We start from the raw sequence: 26,326 nt of genomic DNA on the forward strand, positions 1-26,326 counted from the left end.
ACACCGCCCCCGGCTGCTGCGGCACCCCCGCGGCCCCCACCTGCACGCCCGCCCGCGGCGCCGCCCCCACGGCCACGGCCCCCGCGCGCTCCGCGGCGTCCGCGGCCGCCTCGACGGCCCGCTCGTGCGCTCGCACGTCCACGACGACGGCCCGCCCGACGCGGTCGTGCCACGCCTGCGCCCGCCCGGTCTTGTCGAACGCCCCCGACGCCACGACCAGCCACTGCCCGAGCCCCGCGGCGGCGTGCCCGGCGGCGAGCACGAGCCCGCGCAGGAACCCGCGCGCCGGCCCGACCGAGTACGGCGTCTCCTCGCGCGCGGTGCGCAGGCCGAGGACGGTGTTGCCGAGCGTCCGGCCGGTGTGCGCCTCCCAGACGAGCAGGCCGACGGCGAGCTCGACGACGACGAGCGCCGCGAGCAGCCACGAGCCGGTCCAGGCCAGCAGGCCGCCGGCGACGGCGCCCACGGCCACGGCGTCGAGCGCGTAGGCCAGCACGCGGCGCCCGGGGCCGGCAGGGGTCGCGTCGCCGAACGCCGGGTGCAGCACGGCGGGGCGCGGCTCGCGGGGGCGGGCGTCGGCGCGGGTCCGGCCCTGGGCGCCCTCGACGACCGTCACGGTGGCGTCGGGCTGCACCGGGGCGCCGCACGCGGTGCAGAACCGGGCGTCCTCCCGCAGCGGCCGGTGGCAGCTCGCGCAGGCGCGGACGGCGACGGTGCCGACCGGGATCGCGCTCATCGTCTGGTCCACGTCGGCTCCCCCGTCGTCGCTGTCGTCCTGCCCCTGCCCGGTCGCGCGGCCGCGCGCGCCCGCCTCACGACGTCACCCGCCGCAGCGTCTCGATCAGGTCCGCCGCCACCAGCGCCGCGGGCAGCGCGAGCACGACGCCCAGCCCCTCGACGAAGTCGGCGAACCGGGACGCCACCACCGACTGCCACCCGCGCCCGAGCGCCACGCCGATCGCCGCGGCGGCCAGCGCGACCACGAGGCACCCGGCCGCTAGCAGCACCGCGTCCGGCCCGAGCCGCGGCGCACCCAGCGCGGCGAGCTCCACGAGCACGAGCGCGGCGGCCACCCGCGGCGCCCAGCGCGCGACCGGCCCCCGCGCCGCCCGCGGCTGCAGGGACAGCACGGCCACCAGCGCCGCCACCAGCGCCACGGCGGCCCAGCCGCGGAGCGTCGCCCGCTGCGGGTCGCCCAGCGCCGCGACGAGCACCAGCGGGACGAGCACGGGCGGCAGCGCGCACACCAGCAGGACGCCGGCGTCGGTGCGGCGCTCGGCGGAGTCGACGGTGCGGACGACCTGGCGCTCGTTGACCCGGCCCAGCCCGCGCGGCCGCGGCCCGCGGACGGACGGCGCCGTGCGGGCGACGTGCGCGAGGTCGACCAGCTGCTCGTCCGGCACGGACAGCGCCATGACGGGGATCGCCCGCAGCCCGACCGGCGTGAGACCCAGCAGCACCGCCGCGGCGACGACGCCCGGCAGCCCGGCCAGCAGCACGGCGAGCGCCAGGCCCGCCATCACGCCGACGGCGACGACCAGCACCCCCGCGACGTCCTGGCCCCGCCGCTCCGCGCGGGTGGCGACCCAGCGCACCGCGGCCGCGGCGGTCGCCGCCACGAGGCCCGCGACGAGCGCGAGCCGCCGGTCTGCGGACCCGGCGGGGTCGACGGCGGCCACACCCGCGGCGAACGCCAGCACCGGGGCGACGAGCGTGGCGGCGGTCGCCGACGCCACCGGCAGCACGGCCAGCGCGAGCCCCGCGGCCCCCAGCAGCACGGCGGCGGCCAGCGCGAGCCAGCCCCGCGCCACGGGGTCGATCAGCGCCACGGCCGCCAGCACCCCGGAGGCGGCCGCGGCGGCGCCGAGCAGCGCGGGCTGCGGGTCGGGCCGGCGGGCGACCCAGCCGGCGCGGGCCCGGGCGGCCCGGCCCCGCGGGCGCGGCGCGGGTGCGACGACGTGCACGACCGCGCCGTCGGCCACCTGCGCGGCGACCGGCGCGGCGAGGTCGAGGACGCGGCCGGACGAGTCGAGCGCGAGCATCCCCGGCACGAGGGGCACCCCGGCGGCGGCCAGCAGCTCGCCGAGGGTGCGGGCGGCGTCCAGGGCGACGTCGAGGCGGCGGGCACCCAGGTGCACGGCGACGCGCGTCAGGGGCGCGCCGGTCGACTGCACCGTCACGCGCTCTCCTTCCGCCGGTCGCGCGCCCGGCGGGGCGTCGGCGGCGGTCCCGCCCGCCCCCGGGCGCGGCGCCAGTCATGCTATGCGGTCAGGGCCGGTCAGCACCCCGGTCGTCCCCCCGTCCGGGGGGACCGCGGCCAGGATCGCCCGGACGGTGGAACGCCGACCGCCCCGCGCGCGCCCGTGCGGGTAGGTTGACGCCACAGGAACGTCGGGGGGCGTCTGGCTCCCCGCCCGGCAGGAGGGACCGAGCGCCGACGATGTCGATCGCGCCGCAGCAGGGGACGCGCCTCGAGCCGCCCGCCGTCCCCAGCGGACAGGTCGTCCTGCAGCCCCCGCCCGAGATCCAGGCCTCCGACGGCATCAGCGGCATGCTGGCCAACGCGATCCCCATGCTCGGGTCGGTCGGCTCGATCGTGTTCGTCGCGACCACCCAGCCCGGGCCGCGCGGGTTCATCACGGCCGGCATGTTCCTGCTGGCCTCGCTCGGGTTCGTCGGCGTCAACGGCTGGCGGCAGCGCTCGCAGCACCAGGCGCAGGTCGTCGGCGCCCGCCGCGAGTACCTGGCCTACCTGTCCGACCTGCGGAACTCGGTCCGCCAGGCCGCCGGCGCCCAGCGCCGCGCCGCCGAGTGGACCTCCCCCGAGCCCCGCGCGCTGCCCGCGGTCGCCGAGGAGCGCACCCGTGTGTGGGAGCGGAGGTCGCAGCACGACGACTTCCTGGTCGCGCGCGTCGGCGTCGGGGCGCAGCCGCTGTGCCTCGACCTCGAGGCCCCGCAGACCCCGCCGCTGGCGCAGCTCGACCCGGTGGCCGCGTCCGCCGCGCACCGGTTCCTGGTGACGCACCGCGTCCAGCAGGGCGTCCCGATGGCCTTCGACGTCCGGTCGGTCGCCCGCATCGAGGTCACCGGCGCCGCCGCGGAGTCGCGCGCGCTGGCCCGGGCCGTCGTCAGCCAGCTCGCCACGTTCCACGCCCCCGAGGACCTGCAGATCGCCGTCGTCGCGAGCGACGCCGCGCTGCCCGAGTGGGACTGGGTCAAGTGGCTGCCGCACGCGCACTCGACCCGGTCCCGGGACGCCGTCGGCGCCGCCCGGATGATCGGCACCACGCTCGCCGACGTCGAGTCGCTGCTCCCCGAGGACCTGACGGACCGCCCGCGGTTCGGCTACGCCGCCGAGGCGCCCCTCCCCCACGTCCTGGTCGTGGTCGACGGCGGGCACGTGCCGGTCGGCAACGCGATCCTCACGACCGACGGCGTGCTCGGCGTGACCGTCCTCGAGCTGCCGGACCGCTGGGACGAGCTCGACGAGCCGACGACGCTGCGGCTCAACGTCGGCGGCGCGGTCGCCACCGAGGACGCCGTGCGCGCGCCGGTCGACGTGCTGCGGCTCGGCAACCCGCCCGTGCGCGTCGAGGGCGACCAGATGTCCGTCGCGGACGCCGAGGCCACCGCCCGCCGCCTGCTCCCGCTGCACGTCGAGTCGGGCCCGGAGCGCGGCGACGAGGAGGTGTCGTCCGAGCTGGTCGACCTGCTCGGCGTCGGCGACGTCCGGGACCTCGACCTGGACGTCGCCTGGCGGCCACGCCTGCCCCGCGACCGGCTCCGGGTGCCGATCGGCGTGACCCCGCAGGGCCAGCCCGTCGCGCTCGACATCAAGGAGTCCGCCCAGCAGGGCATGGGCCCCCACGGCCTGATCATCGGCGCCACCGGCTCCGGCAAGTCCGAGGTGCTCCGCACGCTGGTGCTGGCGCTGGCGATGACGCACTCGTCCGAGGACCTCAACTTCGTCCTCGTCGACTTCAAGGGTGGTGCGACGTTCGCCGGCATGGCCGACATGCCGCACGTCTCCGCGATCATCACGAACCTCGGCGAGGAGCTCACGCTCGTCGACCGCATGCAGGACGCCCTGCAGGGCGAGATGGTCCGCCGCCAGGAGCTGCTGCGCGCCGCGGGCAACTTCGCGAACGTCGCCGACTACGAGAAGGCGCGCAAGGGCGGCCGGACCGACCTGGCGCCGCTGCCCGCCCTGCTCATCGTCTGCGACGAGTTCTCCGAGCTGCTGTCCGCCAAGCCGGAGTTCGTCGACCTGTTCGTGACGATCGGCCGCCTGGGCCGGTCGCTGCAGATGCACCTGCTGCTGTCCTCGCAGCGGCTGGAGGAGGGCCGGCTCCGCGGGCTGGAGTCGCACCTGTCCTACCGGATCGGTCTGCGCACGTTCTCGGCCGCCGAGTCGCGCACCGTGCTCGGCGTCCCCGACGCGTACACGCTGCCGCCGGTCCCCGGCATGGGCTACCTCAAGCCCGACACCACGACGATGATCCAGTTCCGCGCGGCCTACGTGTCGGGTCCGCCGAAGGCCCGCCGCCGCACCGCCACCGGCGGCACCGTCGCGGGCACCGGGCTCGCCCGGCTGGAGTCGTTCACCGCCGCGCCCGTGCTGGGCGGCGTCGTCGCCGCGCCGGCGTCCACCGAGGTCGTCGCGACCGAGCCCGAGGAGTCGCGCGCGACGTTCGACATCGCGGTGCAGCGGATGAAGGACCAGGGGCCGCCCGCGCACCAGGTCTGGCTGCCGCCGCTGGTCGTCCCCCGCACGCTCGACGAGCTCATGCCCGACCTGGTCGCCGACCCGCGGCTCGGCCTGGTGTCCCCGGGCTGGCGGTCGGCCGGCACGCTCACGGTCCCGCTCGGCACCGTCGACCGGCCGCTGGAGCAGCGCCGCGAGAACCTCACCGTGTCCCTCGGCGGCGCGGCCGGCCACATGGCCGTCGTCGGCGCCCCGCGCACCGGCAAGTCGACCGTGCTCCGCTCCGTGGTCACGGCGCTCGCGCTGACGCACACCCCGCTCGAGGTGCAGTTCTACGTGCTCGACTTCGGCGGCGGCACGTTCGCCCCGCTGGCGGGCCTCGCCCACGTGTCGGGCGTCGCGTCCCGGGCCGAGCCCGATGTCGTGCGCCGCACGGTCGCCGAGGTCGAGTCGATCGTCGACGAGCGCGAGCGGTACTTCCGCGCGAACGGCATCGACTCCATCGAGACCTACCGCACCCGCCGTGCCCAGGGCACCGCCGACGACGGCTACGGCGACGTCTTCCTGCTCGTCGACGGCTGGTCCACCATCCGCGCCGAGTTCGACGAGCTGGAGCCGCGCATCCAGGCGCTCGCCGGCCGCGGCCTCACGTTCGGCGTGCACCTCGTGGCGTCGGCCGCGCGCTGGATGGACTTCCGCACCCAGGTCAAGGACCTGTTCGGCACCCGGCTGGAGCTCCGGCTCGGCGACCCGATGGACTCGGAGATCGACCGCAAGGTCGCCGTCAACGTCCCCAAGGACCGCCCGGGCCGCGGCCTCGCGGTGTCGAAGCACCACGTGCTGACCGCGCTGCCCCGCGTCGACGGCGACTCCTCGCCCGACACGCTGGGTGCCGGCGTCGCGCACCTCATCGAGACCGTGAACGCCGCGTGGCAGGGCCCCGCCGGGCCCAAGGTGCGGCTGCTGCCCGACGAGGTCACGCTCGACCACGTCCGGTCCGACGCCCGCGCCGACGCCCGCCGGCTGCTGCTCGGCATCGACGAGGCCGCGCTCGCGCCGGTCGGGATCGACGTCGCCGAGGAGCCGCACCTGTACGCGTTCGGCGACGGCGGTTCCGGGAAGTCCGCGCTGCTGCGCGCCGTGGCGTCCGAGGTCCGGCGGCTGCACACCCCGCAGGAGGCGCAGATCTTCGCGGTCGACTTCCGGCGGTCCCTGCTCGGCGAGATCCCCGACGAGTACCTGGCGGGCTACTTCACGACCCAGGACCAGGCGGCGTCCGAGATCGCCGGGCTCGCGGAGTACCTGCGCAGCCGGCTGCCCGGGCCGGACGTCACGCCGGAGCAGCTGCGGTCCCGCTCGTGGTGGACCGGCGCCGAGGTGTACGTGATCGTCGACGACTACGACCTGGTCTCGACGACCACCGGCAACCCGCTGCAGCCGCTCGTGCCGCTGCTCGCCCAAGCCGGCGACGTGGGCCTGCACCTGGTGCTGGCCCGCCGGTCCGGCGGCGCCGGGCGCGCGATGTACGAGCCCGTGCTCCAGGCGCTCCGCGACCTGGCGGCGCCGGGCATCGTGATGTCCGGCAGCCCGGACGAGGGCGCGCTGGTCGGCGGCGCGAAGCCCGTGCCGTCCGTGGCGGGCCGCGCGCAGCTGGTGACCCGCGACGAGGGCCGTCAGGTCGTCCAGCTGGCCTGGACCCCGCCGACCCTCTGACGCGGCGCCAGCCCGGGCGGCTGCGCGGCACCACTCCGCCCCGAGTGCCTACCCGACACGTCGAGCGCCTATCCCCTGGGTAGGCACTCGACGCGTCGGATGCGCACTCGCGGGATCGGAGTGGCCGGGCTCGGCGCGGAGCGACGGCGGTCCGGCGTCGAGCACGGCGTGGAGGGCGGCGCGGCCGGCCCCGGTCCCCCCGGCCCCGGGGCGGCGCGCCTGCCGGGAGACCCGGCTGCGACCATGCTGCCGCCGGGAGCGCGGGCGTCACCTCATCCGCACGGGGTGAGCGTCGCCCCCGCCGACGGCGGCTGCGCGACCGAGCGCGGTACCTCCCGCCGAGCGCGGTGACTCCCGCCGAGCGCGGTGACTCCCGCCGAGCGCGGTACCTCCAGCTGCCGCGCTCGGCGCGGACGACCGCGCTCGGCGCGTGTGCCTCCCCCGGGCGGCGAGGTCGACGGTTCTCGGTGAGGTCGAGCGGCCCCGCCGGGGCTCGGACTCGGCCCGTCCGGCCTCGGCGTCAGGCCGTGGTGACGGTGATGCGGCGGCTGCCCAGGACCAGGGTCCAGCCGGCGCCGACGCGGGCCGGCTGCCCGGGCGGGAGGCTCCACGGCTTGCCCGCCGCGTCCAGGAGGACGGTGCCGTTGGTGGAACCGCGGTCGACGACGTCGAGCCCGCCGTCGACCGGCCAGAACGCCAAGTGGGTCGACGACACCGACTGCTCCGGGTCGTCGATCGTGACGAGGTGGGCCCACTGCTCGGCCCCGGGCAGTGGGCGGCGTCCGACGAGGCCCGGGCCGGTGACGGCCACCCGGTCGCCGGTGTCGAGCACCAGGGCGAGCGTCGACGACGCCGCGTCCAGCGAGCCCGCCCAGCGGCCGACGCGGGTGTGCTCGAGGTCGCCGAGGTCGGCCGTCGGGACGGTCGTGTCCGGGAGACCGAGCGGGATGTCGTCCGCCGGGGTTGGCACGGCGGGCAGGGCAGAGGTGGCGTCAGTCGCCGGGGCGGGCGTCGGCGGCGCGGCGACGGAGGGCGCGGGCGCGGCAGGGGTCGGCGCCGCGTGCCGCGGAGGGCGGGCGCCGCCGTCCGCGACGGGCGTCGGGGGTAGGTCGAGCGCGACGCCCGGGGCCGGAACCGCGGTCTCCGGGTCGGGCAGGGCCGGCGTCGAGGCGGCCGCGAGCGGTGCCGGACCGTCCGACGCGGCGGCGGAAGTGGCGGGGCCGACCGGCGCGGGGGTGACGGGCGCGGCGAGGTCCTCGCGCACGGCGGGCGCCGGCTCGGGGCGGACGTGCACCTCCGGCACCGGGGTCGGTACGACCGGGGCAGCAGCGGCGGGCGCGGGCGCCGGCTCGCGCGGAGTGTCGGATGCCTCGCGGTCGGCGGGCGCGTCCGGCGACCGGGTGGGGAGATCCGGCTCGACCGACGCAGCGTCCGCGGTGGGAACGACGGGCCCGGCCGGGCCCGAGGTGGGGGCAACGGACGCTGGCGGGCCCGAGGTCGGCGCGACGAGCGCGGGCGGGCCCGAGGTCGGTGCGACGGGCGCGGGCGGGCCCGAGGTCGGCGTGATCCGCGGCGCGGTCACGGCGGGCGCGGCGACCTCGGCGGACGACGGGGTCGCCGTCGAGCGCGGCGGGCCGGACGTGGGGCCCGACGGTCGGGGAGCAGGCGCAGGCGCGGCGGTCGTGGGGGTCGCCGCGGGCACGGGGTCCTCGCGACGGGGCGCTCGCGCGCGCAGCACGAGGGTGCCCGCGGCCTTGTCGTGCCAGCCGCGCTGCTCCGGGCCCTCGTCCCAGGCACCCGAGCCCGCGACGACGTACACCCCGACGCCGCCGAGCAGGACACCGAGCGCCTGGACGACGCTCCGCACCAGCACCGCCCACAGACCGGGCGCGCGGCCCGTCCGCGCGGACACGGTGCGGGTACCGAGCAGCGCGCCGCCGACGGTGCGACCCCCGAACGCCTCGGCGAACCACTGGCCCGCGGCGAGCAGCAGCAGGAGCAGGCCGGGCACCAGCAGCGCGCCGACCGAGCCGTCGGAGCGCAGCGCGGGCAGCACCGCGAGCAGACCCGCGCTGCCGACGAGCACGGCCAGCGCCTGGTCGACCACCAGCGCGACGAGCCGGCGCCACACGGGCGCGACGGCGTCGTCGACGTCGGCGCCCAGCGACCAGCCCGGCGCGGCCGGCGCCCCGGCCCCGCGCGCCGACCCCGGACCCGTCCCGGACCCCGGCGCGAGTGGATCCGTCCGCACGGACTCGCCCGGGCGTGTCGGTACGGAGGGATCCACTCGCCCGGCAGAGCCGTCGGGCTGAGCCCCGCGACCCGGGGCCACGTCGCCCGCCGCCACACCACCCGGCGCCACGTCGCCCGCCGCCACACCACCCGGCGCCCCGCCGCCCGGTGCGCCCGCCGCCGGCACCCGGGTCCCGCACGTGCCGCAGAACGCCGCGCCCGGCTCCAGCCCCGCGCCGCACACGGCGCAGACCCGCGCCCCCGCGCCGCCCTCGGCCGCGCCCGCCACGTCCGGCGTGCTCATCCCGCTCCCCCCGAAGCCGTCAGCGGGTCAGGACGCCCGGTCGACCAGCGCGTCCGCGAACGACACGAACGAGTCCTTCACGGGCCCGTCCGGAAGCGGCGCGAGCAGGTCGACGGCCTCGGTCACGAGCGCGGCGGCCCGCTCCCGGGTCTCGCGGACCACGTCGTGCGCGCGGAGGTCGGCGAGCACCCGGGCGAGGACGGCGTCGTCGGACAGGTCGCCGTCGAGGCGGGCGACGAGCTCGGCGTCGGCGGGGTCCGCGCCGGTGGCGGCGCGCTCCCGGAGCAGCAGCACCGGCATGGTCGGCACCTGCTCGCGCAGGTCGGTGCCGGGGGTCTTGCCGGAGACGTCGCCCGCGGAGGTGAGGTCCAGGACGTCGTCGGCGAGCTGGAAGGCCACGCCGATGCGCTCGCCGAACGCGGCGACGGTCTCGACGGCCTCCGGGGACGCGCCCCCGTACATGGCGCCGAGCCTCGCGGAGGTGGCGATGAGGGACGCGGTCTTGTCCGCGAGCACGTGCAGGTAGTGCTGCACGGCGTCGTCCTCCGCGCCGGGGCCGGTGGACTCGTGCAGCTGGCCGAGGCACAGCCGCTCGAAGGTGCCGGCCTGGATGATCACGGCCTCCGGGCCGAGGTGCGCGACGGTGCTGGAGGCGCGCGCGAACAGCAGGTCTCCGACGAGGATCGCGACGCTGTTGCCCCAGACCTCGTGCGCGGCGGGGGCGCCGCGGCGCAGCGGCGCGGAGTCCATGACGTCGTCGTGGTAGAGCGACGCGAGGTGCGTGAGCTCGACGACGACGGCCGCGTCCAGGACGTCGTCGGAGCCCGCGGTGCCGCCGAGCTCGGCGGACAGCAGCGTCAGCAGCGGGCGCAGGCGCTTGCCGCCGGCGTTCGCCAGGTGGTGCGCGGCGTCGTCGACGAGCGGGTCCGCGTACGCGACGGCGGCGCGCAGACGCTCCTCGACGACGTCGAGGCGTCCCGCGATGCGCTCGGCGAGCACGGGGTCGGCGAGCGGCAGGGCGGTCGGGGAAGTCACGGGTCGAACCTATCTGGCCGCACGGCCGCGTGCGGACGGGAGAGCGGTCAGGGCAGGAGCTGGGCGACGCCCGCGACGGCGTCCAGGACCGGGCCGGGCAGCACGCCGAGCAGCACGGTGAGCACGGCGCAGGCGCCGATGGCGACGACGGCGAAGCCCTGCGACGCGACGACCACGGCGCCCGGGCGGGCCTCGTCGTCGGCGTCGTCGCGCGGGCCGCCGTGCGGGCTGGTGAAGAACATCAGGACGATGATCCGCACGTAGAAGAACGCGGCGGCCGCGGAGGCCACGACGCCGACCACCGCGAGCGGCCACGCGCCGCCCTCGACGGCCGCGGAGAACACCGCGAACTTCCCGGTGAACCCGGCCGTGAGCGGGATGCCCGCGAACGACAGCAGGAACAGCGCGAACGTGGTCGCGAGCACCGGGTTGGTCCGGCCGAGGCCGGCCCACTGGGACAGGTGGGTGGCCTCGCCGAGGATCGGGCCCTCGGCCTCGACCGGCGGCTCCTCCCCGTCGGTGGCGGCCACGGCGTCGGCACGGTCGGCACCCGCGCCCGTCCCCACGACGTCCACATTCGACCCGGCCGAGGCACCGCCGGTCGCTCCGGCCGACGCGCCCGCCGACGCCAGCGCCGGCACCCGCGCGCCCGCACCCGACCGCACCGCCCCGCGCTCCCGCACGAGCGACACGATCCCGAACGCCCCCACCGTCGCCGCGCCGTACGCGAGGAGGTAGAACAGCACCGCCGTGATCCCGGACTGCACCAGCGCGACCACGCCGGTGAGCACGAAGCCCGCGTGCGCGATCGACGAGTACGCGAGCACCCGCTTGACGTCGGTCTGCACGAGCGCGACGACCGTGCCGACCGCCATGGTGGCGATCGCGACGGTCCACATCACCGGCTCCAGGTCCCAGCGCAGGTCCGGCACCACCGTGTAGAACACCCGGACAAGCGCGCCGAACGCGGCGACCTTGGTGCAGGCGGCCATGAACCCGGTGATCGGGGTGGGCGCGCCCTGGTACACGTCGGGGGTCCAGGAGTGGAACGGCACGGCGCCGACCTTGAACAGCAGCCCCGCGAGCACGAGCAGCGACCCGGCGAGCAGCAGCCCGTCCATGCCGGAGACGGTCCGCACGGCGTCGGCGATCTCGGCGTACCGGAGCGACCCGGAGAACCCGTAGAGCAGCGCGATGCCGAACAGCAGCAGCGCGGACGCGAACGAGCCCAGCAGGAAGTACTTCATGGACGCTTCCTGGCTGAGCAGGCGGCGCCGCCGGGCCAGCCCGGTCAGCAGGTACAGCGGCAGCGACAGCACCTCGAGCGCCACGAACAGCGTCAGCAGGTCGCCCGTCGCCGGGAAGATCAGCATGCCGCCGGTGGCGAACAGCACGAGCGGGTAGACCTCGGTCTGCTCGAGGCCCGCGGCGCGCGCCGCCTCCTCGTAGCCGGAGCCGGGCACCGCGGCGCCCTGCGGGGCGAACGCGTCCTCGCCGGTGGCGGTGCGGTCGGCGATCACGAGCACGGCCAGCAGCGCCAGCACGGCGGTGGTGGCCCACAGGACCAGGGTCGGGCCGTCGACCAGCAGCGACCCGCCGAGCACGTCGGTGCCGCCCGTGTCGGCGACGCCGTTCCAGAGCGCGGCGACCGCGACGACGGCGCCGGCGAGCGCGACCAGGGTCAGCGTCAGCTGGACGACCCGGCGCACGCGCCGCGGCACGAGGGCCTCGACCAGCACGCCGACCACGGCGGCGCCGAGGACGATGAGCACCGGCGTGAGCTGGGCCCACGCGATGTCGGGCACGGTGAAGCTCACTGCTCGCTCCCCTCGGAGTCGCCGTCGACGGCGATCGGCATCTCGACCGCGGGCGGCTCGCCGCCCACGTGCTCGACGGTCTGCGCGGCGGGCTCGTCGACCAGGCGCAGCGCGGGCGCCGGGTAGAAGCCGAGCACCAGCATGATCGCGATGAGCGGGCCGACGACCCACCGCTCGCGGCCGCCGATGTCCCGGGTGCCGGCGAGGTCGCCGCGCACCGGGCCCGTGAAGACGCGCTGGTAGGTCCACAGGACGTAGATCGCGGCGAGCACGACGCCGAGCGCCGCGACCACCGCCGCGGCGCGGTTGGTGCCGAACGAGCCGACCAGGACCAGGAACTCGGACACGAAGGTCGACAGGCCGGGCAGGGACAGCGCGGACAGGCCGGTCACCAGGAACACGCCGGCGAGCACCGGGGTGACCTTCTGCAGGCCGCCGAAGTCCTCGATCCGGGCGGAGCCGCGGCGTGCCGCGAGGAACCCGACCAGCAGGAACAGCGCCCCGGTCGAGAGCCCGTGGTTGACCATGTAGAACGACGAGCCGGCGACGGAGGTCGACGTGAACGCGAAGATGCCGAGCACGATGAACCCGAAGTGCGACACCGAGGTGTACGCCACCAGCCGGAACAGGTCCTGCTGGCCGATCGCGAGCAGCGCCCCGTAGAGGATCGACACGACGGCCAGCGCGATGATCACCGGCGCAGCCCAGCGGGACGCCGCCGGGAACAGCGGCAGGCAGAGCGTGAGCATCCCGAAGGTGCCGACCTTGTCCAGCACGCCGACCAGCAGCGTCGAGGTGCCGGCGGGCGCCTGCTCGGCGGCGTCGGGCAGCCAGGTGTGCACCGGGAACATCGGGGCCTTGATCGCGAACGCGAGGAAGAACGCGAGGAACAGCCAGCGCTCGGTCCCCACCGGCATGTCCAGCCCGGTCAGGTTCTCGGTCAGGAAGCCCTGCGGCCCGCCGGGGCCCTGCAGGTAGAGCGCGATGACGCCCGCCAGCATGATGAGCCCGCCCGCGAGCGAGAACAGCAGGAACTTCACGGCCGCGTACCGCCGCCGGGGCCCGCCGAACGCGCCGATCATGAAGTAGACCGGGATCAGCATGGCCTCGAACAGCACGTAGAACAGGAACACGTCCCGGGCGGCGAACACCGCGACCATGAACGCGGTCAGCACCAGGACGAGCGCCAGGTAGTGCCGCAGCCGCTCGGTGGGCAGCGCGCCGGAGCCCTGTTCCCGCCAGGCGGCGAGGATCACGACCGGCACGAGCACGACCGAGAGCAGCACGAGCGCGAGGCCGACGCCGTCGACGCCGACCGCGTACGAGACGCCGAGCTGCGAGATCCAGGCGTGGGTCTCGCTCAGCTGGTGCACCCGGGCGGCGCCGGTGTCGAACGCCAGCAGCGCGCCGACGCCGAGGGCGACCTCGACGAGCGCGACGCCGAGGGCGATCTGGCGGGTGTACCGCCGCGGCCCGGCGGCGATCACCTCGGCGTCGGCCGACCCCGCGGCGCGCGAGCCCCGCGGCAGCAGCCACAGGACGAGCGCGCCGACGAGCGGCCACACGATGAGGAGGGTCAGCCACGGCACGTCCGTGGTGGCGACGGAGGACGACATCGACTTCCCCTCAGATCCGAGGTGCCAGGACGACGACGGCCAGCACGACGAGGCCGAGCAGCATCGTGGCGGCGTACTGGCGGGCGTAGCCCGTCTGCAGCCGGCGCACGAGCTCCCCGATCCCGACCGTGAGGCGGCCGAGCCCGGTGAACGTCCCGTCGACGGCGGTGCGGTCGCCGTAGACGAGCGAGCGGGTCAGGTGGCGGCCGGGCTCCACCAGCACGGCGTCGTTGACGGCGTCCTGGTAGAGGTCGACCCGGGCCGCGCGGGTGAGCGGCGACCCCTGCGGCGCCGTCTCCGGCACCGGCAGCGAGGCGTACTGCCGCCAGGCGAGCGCGAGGCCCACGGCGACGGCCAGCAGCGTGACGACCTGGATCACCAGGACCGGCAGCACGGGCTCGTGGTGCTCGACGTGCCCGGTCACCGGCTCCAGCCAGGTGGTGAACCCCCCGCCGAGCTGGAGCACGAAGCCGAGGCCGACCGAGCCGATCGCGAGCACGACCATCGGGATGGTCATCAGCGCGGGCGACTCGTGCGGGTGCGGCTCGTGCCCCTCGGCGTCCTGGGTCCAGCGCTTCTTCCCGTGGAAGGTCATGAAGAACAGCCGCGACATGTAGAACGCGGTGATCCCGGCGCCGATCAGCGCGACGGCGCCGAACAGCCAGGCCCGCCACTCGCCGGCGCCCTCCGGCACGACGAACGCGGACTCGATGATCTTGTCCTTCGACCAGAAGCCGGAGAACGGCGGGACGCCGAGGATCGCGAGCCAGCCGAGGCCGAACGTGACCCAGGTGATCACCATGTACCTGCGGAGCGCCCCGAACCGGCGCATGTCGGTCTGGTCGTCCATCCCGTGCATCACCGACCCGGCGCCGAGGAACATGCCGGCCTTGAAGAAGCCGTGGGTCACGAGGTGGAAGATCGCGAACGCGTACCCGACCGGGCCGAGGCCCGCGGCGAGCACCATGTAGCCGATCTGGGACATCGTCGACGCGGCGAGCGCCTTCTTGATGTCGTCCTTCGCGCAGCCCACGATCGCCCCGAACACCAGGGTGATCGCGCCGACGATCGTGACGACGAGCTGCGCGGTGGGCGCGCCCTCGAACACCGGCGCGGACCGGACGATCAGGTAGACGCCGGCGGTGACCATGGTCGCCGCGTGGATGAGCGCGGACACCGGGGTCGGGCCGGCCATCGCGTCGCCGAGCCAGGACTGCAGCGGGAACTGCGCCGACTTGCCGCACGCGGCGAGCAGCAGCATCAGGCCCATCGCGGTCAGCGTGGCGGTGGACGCCAGCCCGCCGTCGATCCCGGCGGAGACCGACGCGAAGTCCACCGAGCCGAACGTCGCGAACATGAGCATGAGCGCGACCAGCAGGCCGATGTCGCCGATCCGGTTGGCGACGAACGCCTTCTTCGCCGCCACCGCGTACGGGGTGTGGTGGTTCCAGAACCCGATGAGCAGGTACGACGCCAGGCCGACGCCCTCCCAGCCGACGAACAGCAGCAGGTAGGAGTCCGCGAGGACCAGGATGAGCATCGCCGCGATGAACAGGTTCAGGTAGGCGAAGAACCGGCGCCGCGCGGCGTCGTGCGCCATGTACGCGACCGAGTAGAGGTGGATCAGCGAGCCGACGAACGTCACCAGCAGGACGAAGGTGAGCGACAGCGGGTCGACCAGCAGCCCGGCCGAGAGGTCGAACCGGCCCGCGGATATCCAGTCGAACAGGTGCACCTGGATCGAGCGGTCGTCCGCCGGCCGGCCGAGCAGCTCGACCAGCAGCAGCGCGCCCACGACGAACGCCGCGGTCGACGCCAGCAGGCCGAGCCAGTGGCCCCAGCGGTCGGAGCGCCGCCCGAGCAGCAGCAGCACCGCCGCGCTCGCCAGCGGCACCGCCACCAGCAGCGGGGCGAGGGAGTTCACGTCCACAGTCCCCTCAGCTCTTCAGCAGGTTGATGTCGTCGACGGAGGCCGACTTCCGGGTGCGGAAGATCGACACGATGATCGCCAGCCCGACGACCACCTCCGCGGCGGCCACGACCATGACGAAGAACGCCATGACCTGACCGGTCAGGTCGCCGTGCAGCCGGGAGAACGTCACCAGCGCGAGGTTGGTCGCGTTGAGCATGAGCTCGACGCCCATGAACACGATGATCGCGTTGCGGCGCAGCAGCACCGTCGCGGCGCCGATCGAGAACAGGATCCCGGAGAGCACCAGGTAGTTCGTGAGGGTCACCGCTCGGTCTCCGTCCGGGTCGAGCCGCCGCCGAGGTCGATGTCGGCCGCCGGGCCGGTGGTGGTCCCCGGCGGTGCCGCGGCGGGCCGCGGGTCGTCCTCGACCGTGCCGAGCGCCGCGTCGACCTCCCCGTCCGTCACGGCCGCACCGCGCTCCGCGAGCACCGCCGTGACCGCGCGCCGGTAGGTGTCCGCGCGGTACTCGGCCGTGCCGGCCTCCTGGCCGCGGATCCGCAGCACGCGGGGCACGGAGTCCTCGATCGGGTTGCCGTCGGGATCGAGCGCGGGGACGTCCATCGCGTTGTGCCGCGCGTACACGCCGGGGGCGGGCAGCGGGGTGAGCCGGGCGCCGGCGGCCACGCGGGCCGCGGCGCGCTCGGGCTGCTTGACCAGCGGCTTGAGGCGCTGCCGGTGGGTCAGGACCAGGGCGCCGAGCGCCGCGGTCACCAGCAGGGCGCCGACGACCTCGAGGCCGAACACGTGCTGCCCGAAGATGATCCGCGCGACGCCGGTCGGGTTGCCGGGCGCGTTCGCCTCGGCGAGGCCCACGGCGTCGGGGTAGGTGGCCCGGCCCACGACGCCGACCAGCACCACGCCCAGGCCGAGCGCGCCGAGCCAGCCGACCCAGCGCTGGCCCTTGAGCGTCTCGACCAGCGAGTCGGACGCGTCGACGCCGACCAGCATGAGCACGAACAGGAACAGCATCATCACGGCGCCGGTGTAGACGACCACCTGGACGACGCCGAGGAACGGCGCCTCCTGGGCGACGTACAGGAACGCCAGCGAGATCATCACGGTGATGACGCACAGCGCGGCGTGCACCGCCTTGCGGGCGAACAGCAGGCCGGACGCGGCGAGCACCATGATCGGGGCCAGGACCCAGAACAGGACCGTCTCGGCGGTCGACGGGGTCATCGGGGCTCCCGTCCCACAGGCGCGGACGCCTCCGACGAGGAGCCGGCGCGGCGGCGGGCGGCGTCCAGCGTCGGGTCGTCCGGGCGCTGCTCGGCGACCCAGTTCACCTGCGCCGGCGTCGGGCCGGTGACCTCGCCGCGGTAGTACTCGGTGTCGGTCGTGCCCTCGACCATCGGGTGCGGGGCGGCGAGCATGCCCTCGGCCAGCGGCGCGAGCAGGTCCTGCTTCTCGTAGATCAGGCCCTCGCGGGTCGGGCCCGCCAGCTCGAAGTCGTTCGTCATCGTGAGCGCGCGCGTCGGGCACGCCTCGATGCACAGGCCGCAGAAGATGCAGCGCAGGTAGTTGATCTGGTAGACGCTGCCGAACCGCTCCCCCGGCGACATCTGCCGCTCGGGGGTGTTGTCCGACGCCTCGACGTAGATCGCGTCCGCGGGGCACGCCCACGCGCACAGCTCGCAGCCGATGCACTTCTCCAGCCCGTCCGGGTACCGGTTGAGCTGGTGCCGGCCGTGGAACCGCGGCTTCACGGGCGCCGTCTCGAACGGGTACTGCTCGGTGACGGTCCGGCTGAAGAAGTTCTTGATCGTCACGCCGAACCCGGCGGCGGGCGCGAGCGCGTCGGCGACCGGGCTCCGCTTCGGGATCAGCGACTCGTACGGGCGGACCTGGGCGGGCCGGGCGACCTCGCCACCACCGCCCTTCCGCTCGACGGACTTGTCCGGCGTGTCAGCCACGCGGCACCTCCTGGGTGGGGGACTCGGGGGCGTCGCCGTCCGGGCCCTGGTCGCCCGACGCGGGCCCGCCGACGAGGGCGGGTGACGCGGGCGGCTGGGCCTCGCGGCGCGCGGCGCGCGGCGACGGCGGCAGGCTCTGACCCGGCAGCGGCGGCACGGGGAAGCCGCCGGCGAAGGCGTCGAACGGCTCGTCGGACGGGGCCGGCTCGGGGGCGGCCTTCTTCTCCGGGATGAGGAACGACAGCGCGACGATCACCAGGATCGCGCCGCCGAGCCAGGGCAGCATCGCCATGACGTCCGCGCCGCCGAACTGGCGGACGCCCTGGACGACCGCGACGCAGACCAGCCACACCAGCGCGGCCGGGATCAGCACCTTCCAGCCGAACTTCATGAACTGGTCGTACCGGAACCGCAGCAGCGTGCCGCGGATCCACACGAACAGGAACATGAACAGCCAGACCTTGGCGACGAACCACAGCAGCGGCCACCAGCCGGTGTTGAGCACGCCGTCGCCGATCCAGGACAGCGGCCACGGGGCGCGCCAGCCGCCGAAGAACAGCGTGGTCGCCACGGCCGACACATTGAGCATGTTGATGTACTCGGCCAGGAAGAACCACGCGAACTTCATCGACGAGTACTCGGTGGTGTAGCCGCCGACCAGCTCGCCCTCGGCCTCGGGGAGGTCGAACGGCAGCCGGTTGGTCTCGCCGACCATCGAGATGACGTAGATGACGAACGCCGGGGCGAGCGGGATCAGCCACCAGATCGTGGTCTGCGAGGCGACGATCTCGGAGGTCGACATCGACCCGGCCAGGATGAACACGCTGACCAGGGACAGGCCCATCGCGAGCTCGTACGAGATGACCTGCGCGGTGGACCGCACGGCGCCGAGCAGCGGGTAGGTCGAGTTGGACGACCAGCCGCCGAGGACGATGCCGTACACGCCGACCGAGGCGCAGGCCAGGATGTAGAGCACCGCGACCGGGAAGTCGGTCAGCTGCAGCGGGGTGAGCACGCCGAAGATCGACACCTCGGGCCCGAACGGGATGACCGCCATCGTCAGCAGCGAGCAGAACACCGCGATGAACGGTGCCACCAGGTAGACGAGCTTGTCGGCCGCCTTGACGGTGACGTCCTCCTTGAGCAGGAGCTTCATCGCGTCGGCGAGCGACTGGAACAGGCCGAACGGGCCGTGCACGTTCGGGCCCGGGCGCAGCTGCATCCGGCCGACGACGCGGCGCTCGAACCAGATGGCGATGAGCACACTGAGCAGCAGGAACACCAGGATGCCGACCGCCTTGAGCAGCCAGACCCAGAACACGTCCTGGCTGAAGTCGGCGGCGCCGCCGTCCGCCGCGGCGGCGGGGAGCACGGTGGGCAGCACGGCCGCGAGGGTCGCGGTCACGCGGTCACCTCCTCGTCGGTGGCGGTGCCGTCCGCGGGTGCGTCGGCGGCGGGCCCGACCCGGACCAGGTCGCCCGGCACCGCGCGCAGCGCGTCCCGGACCTGGCTGCCCGCCGAGGCGGTGGGCAGCCAGACGACGTGGTCGGCCATGTCGGTGACGACGGCCGGCAGCGTGATCGACCCGGCGTCGGTGGCGACGGTCAGCAGCGCGCCGTCCAGCACCCCGGCGGCCGCGGCCGTCGCGGGCGACAGCCGGGCGACCGGGCGCTTGGCGGTGCCGGCCAGGAACGGCTCGCCGTCCTGCAGCCGGCCGGCGTCGAGCAGCTGGTGCCAGGACGCCAGGACCGCGTGCCCGGGGGCGACGGCCGGCGGCTCGGCGGCCGCGACGGCCGGGGCGGCGACGCGCGCGCCGTCCCACTCGCCGGTGAGCGGGTCGGCGTCGGCGTGCACCTCGGTGACGGTGCGCAGGCCGAGGGTCACCCCGAGTTCGTCGGCCAGCGCGTCGAGGACGCGGTGGTCCGGCATCGCGGTCGAGGTGAGCGCCTGCGGGAACGGCCGCACCCGGCCCTCCCAGGACACGTACGTGCCGGGGCGCTCCACGGGCGGGGCGACCGGCAGCACGACGTCGGCGAGCGCGGTGACCTCGGAGGCCCGCACCTCGAGCGAGACGACGAAGCCGGCGGCGGCCAGCGCCGCGCGGGCGGCGGCCGGGTCGGGCAGGTCGCGCACGTCCACGCCGCCGACCAGCAGGCCGCCGAGCGTCCCGTCCGCGGCGGCCGCGAGGATCGCGGCGGTGTCGCGCCCGGGCTCGGTCGGCAGGTGCTCGACGTCCCAGGCGGCGGCCACGTCCACGCGCGCCGCGGCGTCGGCGACCGGGCGCCCGCCGGGCAGCAGGGTCGGCAGCGCGCCGGCCTCCACGCCGCCGCGCTCTCCCGCACGGCGCGGGATCCACGCGACGCGGGCACCGGTGCGGTCGGCCAGCCGGAGCACGGCGGACAGCGCGCCGGGCACGGCGGCCAGGCGCTCGCCCACCAGGACCAGCGCGCCCTCGGCGCCGAGCGCGGCCCCGAGGTCGGCGAGGTCGCCGGTGCCGACGGCGTCCAGCACCTCGGGCTCGGTGCCCGGGGCGGCGCGCAGCAGCGTGCCGTCCAGGCGCTCGAGCCCGCGGCTGGCCAGCGGCGCCACCGCGTGCACGCGGGTGCGGCCCGCGACCACGCCCTTGCGCAGCCGCAGGAACACGATCCCGGCCTCCTCCTCCGCCTCCAGGCCGGCGAGCAGCACGGTCGGCGCCGCTTCCAGGTCGCGGAACGTGACGCCCAGGCCGGTGCCGGCGACCGCGTGGCCGAGGAACGCGAGCTCCTCGTCCGAGTGCGGCCGGGCGCGCAGGTCGACGTCGTTGGTGCCGAGCACCACGCGGGCGAACTTGCCGTACGCGTAGGCGTCCTCGACGGTCAGCCGGCCGCCGGGGAGCACGCCGACGCCGCCAGCCGCGCGCGCCTGCTCCAGCCCGTGCGCCGCGACCTCCAGGGCCTCGGCCCAGGACGCGGGGTGCAGCTCGCCGCGGCCGCCGTCCTCGGCGCGGTCCCGCACCAGGGGCGTGGTGATCCGGTCGGCCTCGGACTGCCAGGTGAACGCGAACCGGTCCTTGTCGGTGATCCACTCCTCGTTGACCTCGGGGTCCTCCCCCGCGAGCCGGCGCAGCACGACGCCGCGCCGGTGGTCGACGCGGATCGCCGCGCCGGACGAGTCGTGCTCGGCCACGCCGGGCGTCGACACCAGGTCGAACGGGCGGGCGCGGAACCGGTAGGCCGCACCGGTCAGCGCGCCGACCGGGCAGATCTGCACGGTGTTGCCGGAGAAGTACGAGGCGAACGGCGAACCCGACTCGTCGTCCTCGGCGGGGCCGACGGGGATGTCCGCGCCGAGGAAGACGCGGTCGTCGAACGCCAGCGTGCCGTCGGCCGCCCCGTCCTCGCCCTCGACCCCCGCGCCGGCGAAGCCGAGCACGTCGGCGTCGAACCGGCCGATCTGCTGCATCGCGCCGCGCTTCTGCAGGTCGATGAACGGGTCGCCGGCGATCTCCCGGGAGAACCGGGTGCACCGCTGGCAGAGGATGCACCGCTCGCGGTCGAGCAGGATCTCGGTCGACACGGCGATCGGCTTGGGGAACGTCCGCTTGATGTCGACGAACCGGGTCTGGCTGCGGCCGTTCGACATCGCCTGGTTCTGCAGGGGGCACTCGCCGCCCTTGTCGCAGACCGGGCAGTCCAGCGGGTGGTTGATGAGCAGCAGCTCCATGACGCCGTGCTGCGCCTTGTCCGCCTCGGCGGAGGTGCGCTGGGTGCGGACGTCCATGCCGGGCGTGGCCGTGAGCGTGCACGAGGCCTGCGGCTTGGGCATCTTCGCGACCTTGCCGTCGCGGCCCGGGGCCCAGACCTCGACGAGGCACTGGCGGCAGGCGCCGGCCGGGGCCAGCAGCGGGTGGTCGCAGAACCGCGGGATCTGGATGCCGAGCTGCTCGGCGGCGCGGATGACCAGGGTGCCCTTGGGCACGGTGGTCTCGATGCCGTCGATCGTGAACGTGACGCCGTCCGGCTTCGGCTCGGGCGGCGGCGTCGCGCCCGACCCGGCGGGCTTCGATGCGGTGACGGTCATCAGTGGGCTCCCGCGAGCTGGCCGCTGCGGCGCGGCGTGTAGGGGAAGAGCGAGGCGCGCTCCGGCGGGAACAGCACGTCGGCGGGCGTGTGGGTGCCCGCCTCGAACTCCTCCCGGAAGTACTGGATCGCCGAGGTGATCGGGCTGGTCGCGCCGTCGCCCAGGGCGCAGAACGCCTTGCCGAGGATGTTGTCGCACAGGTCGAGCAGCAGGTCGATGTCGCCCGACGTGCCCTGGCCCGCCTCCAGGCGGCCGAGCACCTGCGCGAGCCAGAACGTGCCCTCGCGGCAGGGCGTGCACTTGCCGCAGGACTCGTGCTTGTAGAACTGCGTCCACCGGGACACGGCCTTGACCACCGACACCGAGTCGTCGAACACCTGCAGCGCGCGGGTGCCGAGCATCGAGCCGGCGGCGCCGACCTCCTCGTAGGTGAGCGGGACGTCCAGGTGCTCCGCGGTGAAGATCGGCGTCGAGGAGCCGCCCGGGGTCCAGAACTTCAGCTCGTGGCCCTCGCGGACGCCGCCGGCCATCGCCAGCAGCTCGCGCATCGTGATGCCGAGCGGCGCCTCGTACTGCCCGGGGCGCTGCACGTGCCCGGACAGCGAGAACAGGCCGTGGCCGGGCGACCGGTCGGTGCCCATCGTGCGGAACCAGTCGGAGCCGCCGACCACGATGCCGGGCACCGAGGCGATCGACTCGACGTTGTTCACGACGGTCGGCCGGGCGTACAGGCCCGCGACCGCGGGGAACGGCGGCTTCAGGCGCGGCTGGCCGCGGCGGCCCTCGAGCGAGTCGAGCAGCGCGGTCTCCTCGCCGCAGATGTACGCGCCGGCGCCGGCGTGCACCGTGACGTCGAGGTCGTAGCCGCTGCCCAGGATGTTCTTCCCCAGGTAGCCCTGCGCGTACGCCTGCTCGACCGCGTGCAGCAGCCGGCGGTAGACGTGCACGACCTCGCCGCGCAGGTAGATGAACGCGTGGTGGCAGCCGATCGCGTAGGACGTGATCGCCACGCCCTCCACCAGCAGCTGCGGGTCCGCCAGCATCAGCGGGATGTCCTTGCAGGTGCCCGGCTCGGACTCGTCGGCGTTGACCACCAGGTAGCGCGGGCCGCCGTCCGGCGCGGGCAGGAAGCCCCACTTCATGCCGGTCGGGAAGCCGGCACCGCCGCGGCCGCGCAGGCCGGAGTCCTTGACGGTGGTCACGACGTCGCCGGCGTCCATCGTCAGGGCCTTGCGCAGCCCCCGGTAGCCGCCGCGGGCCTCGTACGTGCCGAGGTCCCACGGGCGGTCGGCGTCCCACCGGTCGCTCAGGACCGGGGTCAGGGTCGTCGCGTCGGCCATCACGACTCCTTCTCGCTGTCGGCGGGCTTGCTCGTGTCGTCGGCGCGGTGCTCGGCCTTCTCCTGGTCGGCGGACCGCTCGGGGGCGCCGGCCGCGGGGCGGTCGACGGAGGACTGCTCGCCGCCGGGCTGCGGCGCGGAGGCCGCGGGTGCGGCGGTGCCGGCGGCGGGCGCCGCGGGGGCCGCGTCCTCGGCCTGCGCGGCGTCGCGCTCGCCGGCGTCGACCGACGGGGCGGTCCAGCCGTTCTCCCGCGCGAGCCGCAGCCCGCGCAGCGTCGGCTCGCCGGCCGCCACGCCCTCGTCCGCGAGGCCGTCGTCGAACCCGGCCAGCACGCGGGACACCTGCTTGAACGTCTGCACCCGGGCCGGGCCGCGGGTCGGGGCCACGGGCTCCCCCGCGATGAGCCTCCCGACCACCTCGGCGGCCGAGTCCGGCGTCTGGTTGTCGAAGAACTCCCAGTTGATCATCATGACCGGCGCGTAGTCGCAGGCCGCGTTGCACTCGATCCGCTCGAGCGTGATCTTGCCGTCGCCTGTCGTCTCGTCGTGGCCGATGCCGAGCCGGTCGGTGAGGTCCTCCCAGATCGCGTCGCCGCCCATGATCGCGCAGAGCGTGTTGGTGCAGACGCCCACCGTGTACTCGCCGTTCGGGCGGCGCTTGTACTGGGTGTAGAAGGTCGCGACCGCGGACACCTGGGCCGTCGACAGGTCGAGCGTCGCCGCGCAGAACGCGATGCCCGCCGGGCTCACGTAGCCGTCCTCGGACTGCACCAGGTGCAGCAGCGGCAGCAGGGCCGACCGCGGGTCCGGGTACCGGGCGACGACCTGCGCCGCGTCGGCGGCGAGCCGCTCCCGGGTCGCGTCGTCGTAGGCCGCGCGCGGGCGCCCCGAGCCGGGGATCCGCGGGTGGTCGATGGCGGTCATCAGCGGTCCACCCCTCCGAGCACCGGGTCGATGGAGGCGACGGAGCAGACGACGTCCGCCACCTGCCCGCCCTCGCAGAGCACCGAGACGGCCTGCAGGTTGTTGAACGACGGGTCGCGGAAGTGCGCCCGGTACGGCTTGGTGCCCCCGTCGGACACGAGGTGCACGCCGAGCTCGCCGCGGGGGTGCTCGACGGTCTGCCACGCCTGGCCGGCGGGGACCCGGAAGCCCTCCGTCACCAGCTTGAAGTGGTGGATCAGGGCCTCCATCGAGGTGCCCATGATCTCCCGGATGTGATCGAGCGAGTTGCCCATGCCGTCGCTGCCGATGGCGAGCTGGGCGGGCCAGGCGATCTTCTTGTCCTCGACCATCACGGGCGTGCCGGCCGAGGCCTGCAGCCGCTCGATCACCTGCTCGACGATCCGCATCGACTGGTAGCACTCCTCGATGCGCAGGACCATGCGGTCCCAGCAGTCCGAGCCCTCGGAGACCGGGACGTCGAAGTCGTAGGTCTCGTAGCCGCAGTACGGGGCGGCCTTGCGGACGTCGTACGGCAGGCCGGTGGACCGGAGCATCGGGCCGGTGATCCCGAGCGCCATGCACCCGGCGAGGTTGAGCACGCCGACGTCCTTCAGCCGCCCCTTGAGGATCGGCTGGCCGAGCATGAGGTCCTCGAGCTGCGTGAGGTAGCGCCGCACGCCGACCAGCGCCTCGCGGACCGAGTCGAGCCCGCCCGGCGGGATGTCCTGCGCGACGCCGCCGGGGCGGATGTACGCGTGGTTCATCCGCAGGCCGGTGACCATCTCGAAGATCCGCAGGATCTCCTCGCGGGCGGTGAACCCGATGGTCATGATCGTCGTGGCGCCGAGCTCGTTGCCGCCGGTCGCCAGGCACACCAGGTGCGAGGAGATCCGGTTGAGCTCCATCATCAGCACGCGGATCTCGCTGGCGCGGACCGGGATGTCGTCGGTGATGCCGAGCAGCTTCTCCACCGCGAGGCAGTACGCGGCCTCCTGGAACAGCGGGGCGACGTAGTCCATGCGGGTGCAGAACGTCACGCCCTGGGTCCAGGTGCGGTACTCCATGTTCTTCTCGATGCCGGTGTGCAGGTAGCCGATGCCCGCGCGGGCCTCGGTCACCGTCTCGCCGTCGATCTCGAGCATGAGGCGGAGCACGCCGTGCGTGGACGGGTGCTGGGGGCCCATGTTGACGACGATGCGCTGCTCGCCGAGCCGGGCCGCCTCCTCGGCGATGTCGGACCAGTCGCCGCCGGTCGCCTCGAAGGTGCGCAGGCCGACGGTCTCGTCGTCGACGAGGTGGCCGGTGGCCTTCGGCGCGTGGGTCTGGGAGCTCACGAGTACTGCCTCCGCTGGTCGGCCGGCGGGATGGTGGCGCCCTTGTACTCCACCGGGATCCCGCCGAGCGGGTAGTCCTTGCGCTGCGGGTGGCCGGGCCAGTCGTCCGGCATCTCGATCCGCGCCAGGTCGGTGCGGCCGCTGAAGACGATGCCGAAGAAGTCCCAGGTCTCGCGCTCGTGCCAGTCGTTGGCCGGGTACACCCCGACCGTGCTGGGGATGGTCGGGTCGCCCTCGGGTGCGGCGACCTCGAGCCGGAGCCGGCGCCCGTGCGTCACGGACACCAGGTGGTAGACGGCGTGCAGCTCGCGGCCGGTGTCGTGCGGGTAGTGCACGCCGCTGACCCCGAGCGACAGCTCGAACCGGAGGTCCTGGTCGTCGCGCAGGTGCCGCGCGACCTCGACCACGTGCTCCCGCGCGATGTTCAGCGTGAGCTCGCCGCGGTCGACGACCACCGACTCCAGCGCGGCGGCCGCGCCGGTGCCGGAGGCGTCCAGCAGCTCGGTCAGGACGTCCACGACCTCGTCGAACCAGCCGCCGTACGGCCGCTCGCTCGGGCCGGGCAGCGCCACGGTCTGCACCAGGCCGCCGAACCCGGACGTGTCGCCGGAGCCGTGCACGCCGAACATGCCGTGCCGGGTCTGGACGACCTCGAGCGGCAGCGACCGGTCGGCGGGGACGTTCTGCGCGCCGGCCTCCAGGGCCGCCTCGCTCGTCGTCTGGGCCCCGGTGTCGGCGGAGGCGGCGTCCCCGGCCTTCGCGGCCGCGGCGGCGTCCTGCTTCTCGTCGCTCATCGCAGCAGCCCCGTCATGTGGGAGGTGGGCTCGGCGCGCAGCGCGGCGGCCTCGACCTCGCGGGCGATGTCGGCCCGGTTCTTGCCGAGGGGCTCGGCCTTGATCTGCTCGTGCAGCTCGAGGATCGCGTTGATCAGCATCTCCGGCCGCGGCGGGCAGCCCGGCAGGTAGATGTCGACCGGCACGACGTGGTCGACGCCCTGGACGATCGCGTAGTTGTTGAACATGCCGCCGCTGCTGGCGCACACGCCCATCGACAGCACCCACTTGGGCTCGGCCATCTGGTCGTAGACCTGCCGCACCACCGGCGCCATCTTCTGGCTGACCCGGCCGGCCACGATCATGAGGTCGGACTGGCGCGGGGAGGCGCGGAACACCTCCATGCCGAACCGGGAGATGTCGAACCGGGACCCGCCCGTCGCCATCATCTCGATCGCGCAGCACGCCAGGCCGAAGGTCACCGGCCAGAGCGAGGCCTTCCGGACCAGGCCGGCGAGCGTCTCGACCGACGTCAGCAGGAAGCCGCTGGGAGCCTCTTCGATACCCAT

18 protein-coding genes are annotated in these 26,326 nt (G+C 75.1%); 1 reads left to right on the forward strand and 17 read right to left on the reverse strand.

The features are described from left to right. Together KVT14_RS08925 and KVT14_RS08930 are read right to left on the reverse strand one after the other, a co-directional pair. A partial coding sequence (locus tag KVT14_RS08925; RefSeq protein ID WP_217615337.1) for a zinc ribbon domain-containing protein occupies positions 1-748 on the reverse strand: 748 nt, incomplete at its 3' end. A 64-nt stretch (positions 749-812) separates the two neighbouring features. Then, positions 813-2,180 carry a hypothetical protein gene (locus KVT14_RS08930; RefSeq protein ID WP_217615338.1) on the reverse strand — a complete coding sequence of 456 codons (1,368 nt, stop codon included), beginning with the start codon at positions 2,178-2,180 and terminating at the stop codon, positions 813-815. Between the two features lie 260 nt (positions 2,181-2,440). On the opposite strand from KVT14_RS08930, the gene eccCa reads away from it, so the two are divergent. Continuing rightward, entirely contained in the window at positions 2,441-6,418 is a 3,978-nt protein-coding gene (eccCa, locus tag KVT14_RS08935; RefSeq protein WP_217615339.1) for a type VII secretion protein EccCa, read from the forward strand. A 520-nt stretch (positions 6,419-6,938) separates the two neighbouring features. Here eccCa and KVT14_RS08940 read toward each other — a convergent pair. The 15 genes from KVT14_RS08940 to KVT14_RS09010 all read right to left on the reverse strand — a co-directional run bounded on the left by KVT14_RS08940 (position 6,939) and on the right by KVT14_RS09010 (position 26,326). Continuing rightward, positions 6,939-8,669, reverse strand: a complete 1,731-nt coding sequence (locus KVT14_RS08940; protein WP_217615340.1) for an RDD family protein — start codon at positions 8,667-8,669, stop codon at positions 6,939-6,941. Between the two features lie 312 nt (positions 8,670-8,981). Continuing rightward, entirely contained in the window at positions 8,982-9,989 is a 1,008-nt protein-coding gene (locus KVT14_RS08945) for a polyprenyl synthetase family protein (RefSeq protein WP_217615341.1), read from the reverse strand. 47 nt (positions 9,990-10,036) lie between these two features. After that, the gene (nuoN, locus tag KVT14_RS08950; RefSeq protein WP_217615342.1) at positions 10,037-11,806 is read right to left on the reverse strand and encodes an NADH-quinone oxidoreductase subunit NuoN; all 1,770 of its coding nucleotides are present in this window, start codon (positions 11,804-11,806) and stop codon (positions 10,037-10,039) included. Further along, on the reverse strand, positions 11,803-13,422 hold the full coding sequence (locus KVT14_RS08955; RefSeq protein WP_217615343.1) for an NADH-quinone oxidoreductase subunit M: 1,620 nt from the start codon (positions 13,420-13,422) through the stop codon (positions 11,803-11,805). The genes nuoN and KVT14_RS08955 overlap by 4 nt, the downstream gene beginning before the upstream one ends. Positions 13,423-13,432: 10 nt before the next feature. Beyond that, a complete protein-coding gene (gene nuoL / locus KVT14_RS08960) occupies positions 13,433-15,346 on the reverse strand; it encodes an NADH-quinone oxidoreductase subunit L (RefSeq protein ID WP_217615344.1) in 1,914 nt (637 codons plus the stop codon). A gap of 13 nt (positions 15,347-15,359) precedes the next feature. Next, entirely contained in the window at positions 15,360-15,659 is a 300-nt protein-coding gene (nuoK, locus tag KVT14_RS08965; RefSeq protein ID WP_147795399.1) for an NADH-quinone oxidoreductase subunit NuoK, read from the reverse strand. Beyond that, entirely contained in the window at positions 15,656-16,573 is a 918-nt protein-coding gene (locus KVT14_RS08970; RefSeq protein WP_217615345.1) for an NADH-quinone oxidoreductase subunit J, read from the reverse strand. Before KVT14_RS08970 ends, nuoK begins: the two co-directional genes overlap by 4 nt. Next, entirely contained in the window at positions 16,570-17,217 is a 648-nt protein-coding gene (gene nuoI / locus KVT14_RS08975; RefSeq protein WP_308160988.1) for an NADH-quinone oxidoreductase subunit NuoI, read from the reverse strand. The genes KVT14_RS08970 and nuoI overlap by 4 nt, the downstream gene beginning before the upstream one ends. An 82-nt stretch (positions 17,218-17,299) precedes the next feature. Continuing rightward, complete coding sequence (gene nuoH / locus KVT14_RS08980) at positions 17,300-18,688, reverse strand: NADH-quinone oxidoreductase subunit NuoH (protein WP_217615380.1); 1,389 nt, start codon at positions 18,686-18,688, stop codon at positions 17,300-17,302. 20 nt (positions 18,689-18,708) lie between these two features. Then, positions 18,709-21,366: an NADH-quinone oxidoreductase subunit G gene (locus KVT14_RS08985; RefSeq protein ID WP_217615347.1), complete on the reverse strand. Its 2,658-nt coding sequence runs from the start codon at positions 21,364-21,366 to the stop codon at positions 18,709-18,711. Then, positions 21,366-22,706, reverse strand: a complete 1,341-nt coding sequence (gene nuoF, locus KVT14_RS08990; RefSeq protein WP_217615348.1) for an NADH-quinone oxidoreductase subunit NuoF — start codon at positions 22,704-22,706, stop codon at positions 21,366-21,368. The genes KVT14_RS08985 and nuoF overlap by 1 nt, the downstream gene beginning before the upstream one ends. Beyond that, a complete protein-coding gene (nuoE, locus tag KVT14_RS08995; RefSeq protein ID WP_217615349.1) occupies positions 22,706-23,629 on the reverse strand; it encodes an NADH-quinone oxidoreductase subunit NuoE in 924 nt (307 codons plus the stop codon). The genes nuoF and nuoE overlap by 1 nt, the downstream gene beginning before the upstream one ends. Next, on the reverse strand, positions 23,629-24,984 hold the full coding sequence (locus KVT14_RS09000) for an NADH-quinone oxidoreductase subunit D (RefSeq protein ID WP_217615350.1): 1,356 nt from the start codon (positions 24,982-24,984) through the stop codon (positions 23,629-23,631). The genes nuoE and KVT14_RS09000 overlap by 1 nt, the downstream gene beginning before the upstream one ends. Further along, positions 24,981-25,778 carry an NADH-quinone oxidoreductase subunit C gene (locus KVT14_RS09005; RefSeq protein WP_217615351.1) on the reverse strand — a complete coding sequence of 266 codons (798 nt, stop codon included), beginning with the start codon at positions 25,776-25,778 and terminating at the stop codon, positions 24,981-24,983. Before KVT14_RS09005 ends, KVT14_RS09000 begins: the two co-directional genes overlap by 4 nt. Continuing rightward, positions 25,775-26,326, reverse strand: a complete 552-nt coding sequence (locus KVT14_RS09010; RefSeq protein WP_147795391.1) for an NADH-quinone oxidoreductase subunit B family protein — start codon at positions 26,324-26,326, stop codon at positions 25,775-25,777. Before KVT14_RS09010 ends, KVT14_RS09005 begins: the two co-directional genes overlap by 4 nt.

This window comes from Cellulomonas sp. GbtcB1 (genome assembly GCF_019091725.1).
Classification (GTDB): domain Bacteria; phylum Actinomycetota; class Actinomycetes; order Actinomycetales; family Cellulomonadaceae; genus Cellulomonas.

Bases quoted from the DNA above. Each gene is read 5' to 3' on its own strand.
- KVT14_RS08955 (WP_217615343.1), bottom strand. From the start codon at position 13,422: ATGTCGTCCTCCGTCGCCACCACGGACGTGCCGTGGCTGACCCTCCTC.
- KVT14_RS08985 (WP_217615347.1), bottom strand. From the start codon at position 21,366: ATGACCGTCACCGCATCGAAGCCCGCCGGGTCGGGCGCGACGCCGCCG.
- KVT14_RS09010 (WP_147795391.1), bottom strand. From the start codon at position 26,326: ATGGGTATCGAAGAGGCTCCCAGCGGCTTCCTGCTGACGTCGGTCGAG.
- KVT14_RS09005 (WP_217615351.1), bottom strand. From the start codon at position 25,778: ATGAGCGACGAGAAGCAGGACGCCGCCGCGGCCGCGAAGGCCGGGGAC.
- eccCa (WP_217615339.1), top strand. From the start codon at position 2,441: ATGTCGATCGCGCCGCAGCAGGGGACGCGCCTCGAGCCGCCCGCCGTC.
- nuoE (WP_217615349.1), bottom strand. From the start codon at position 23,629: ATGACCGCCATCGACCACCCGCGGATCCCCGGCTCGGGGCGCCCGCGC.
- nuoF (WP_217615348.1), bottom strand. From the start codon at position 22,706: ATGGCCGACGCGACGACCCTGACCCCGGTCCTGAGCGACCGGTGGGAC.
- KVT14_RS08970 (WP_217615345.1), bottom strand. From the start codon at position 16,573: ATGACCCCGTCGACCGCCGAGACGGTCCTGTTCTGGGTCCTGGCCCCG.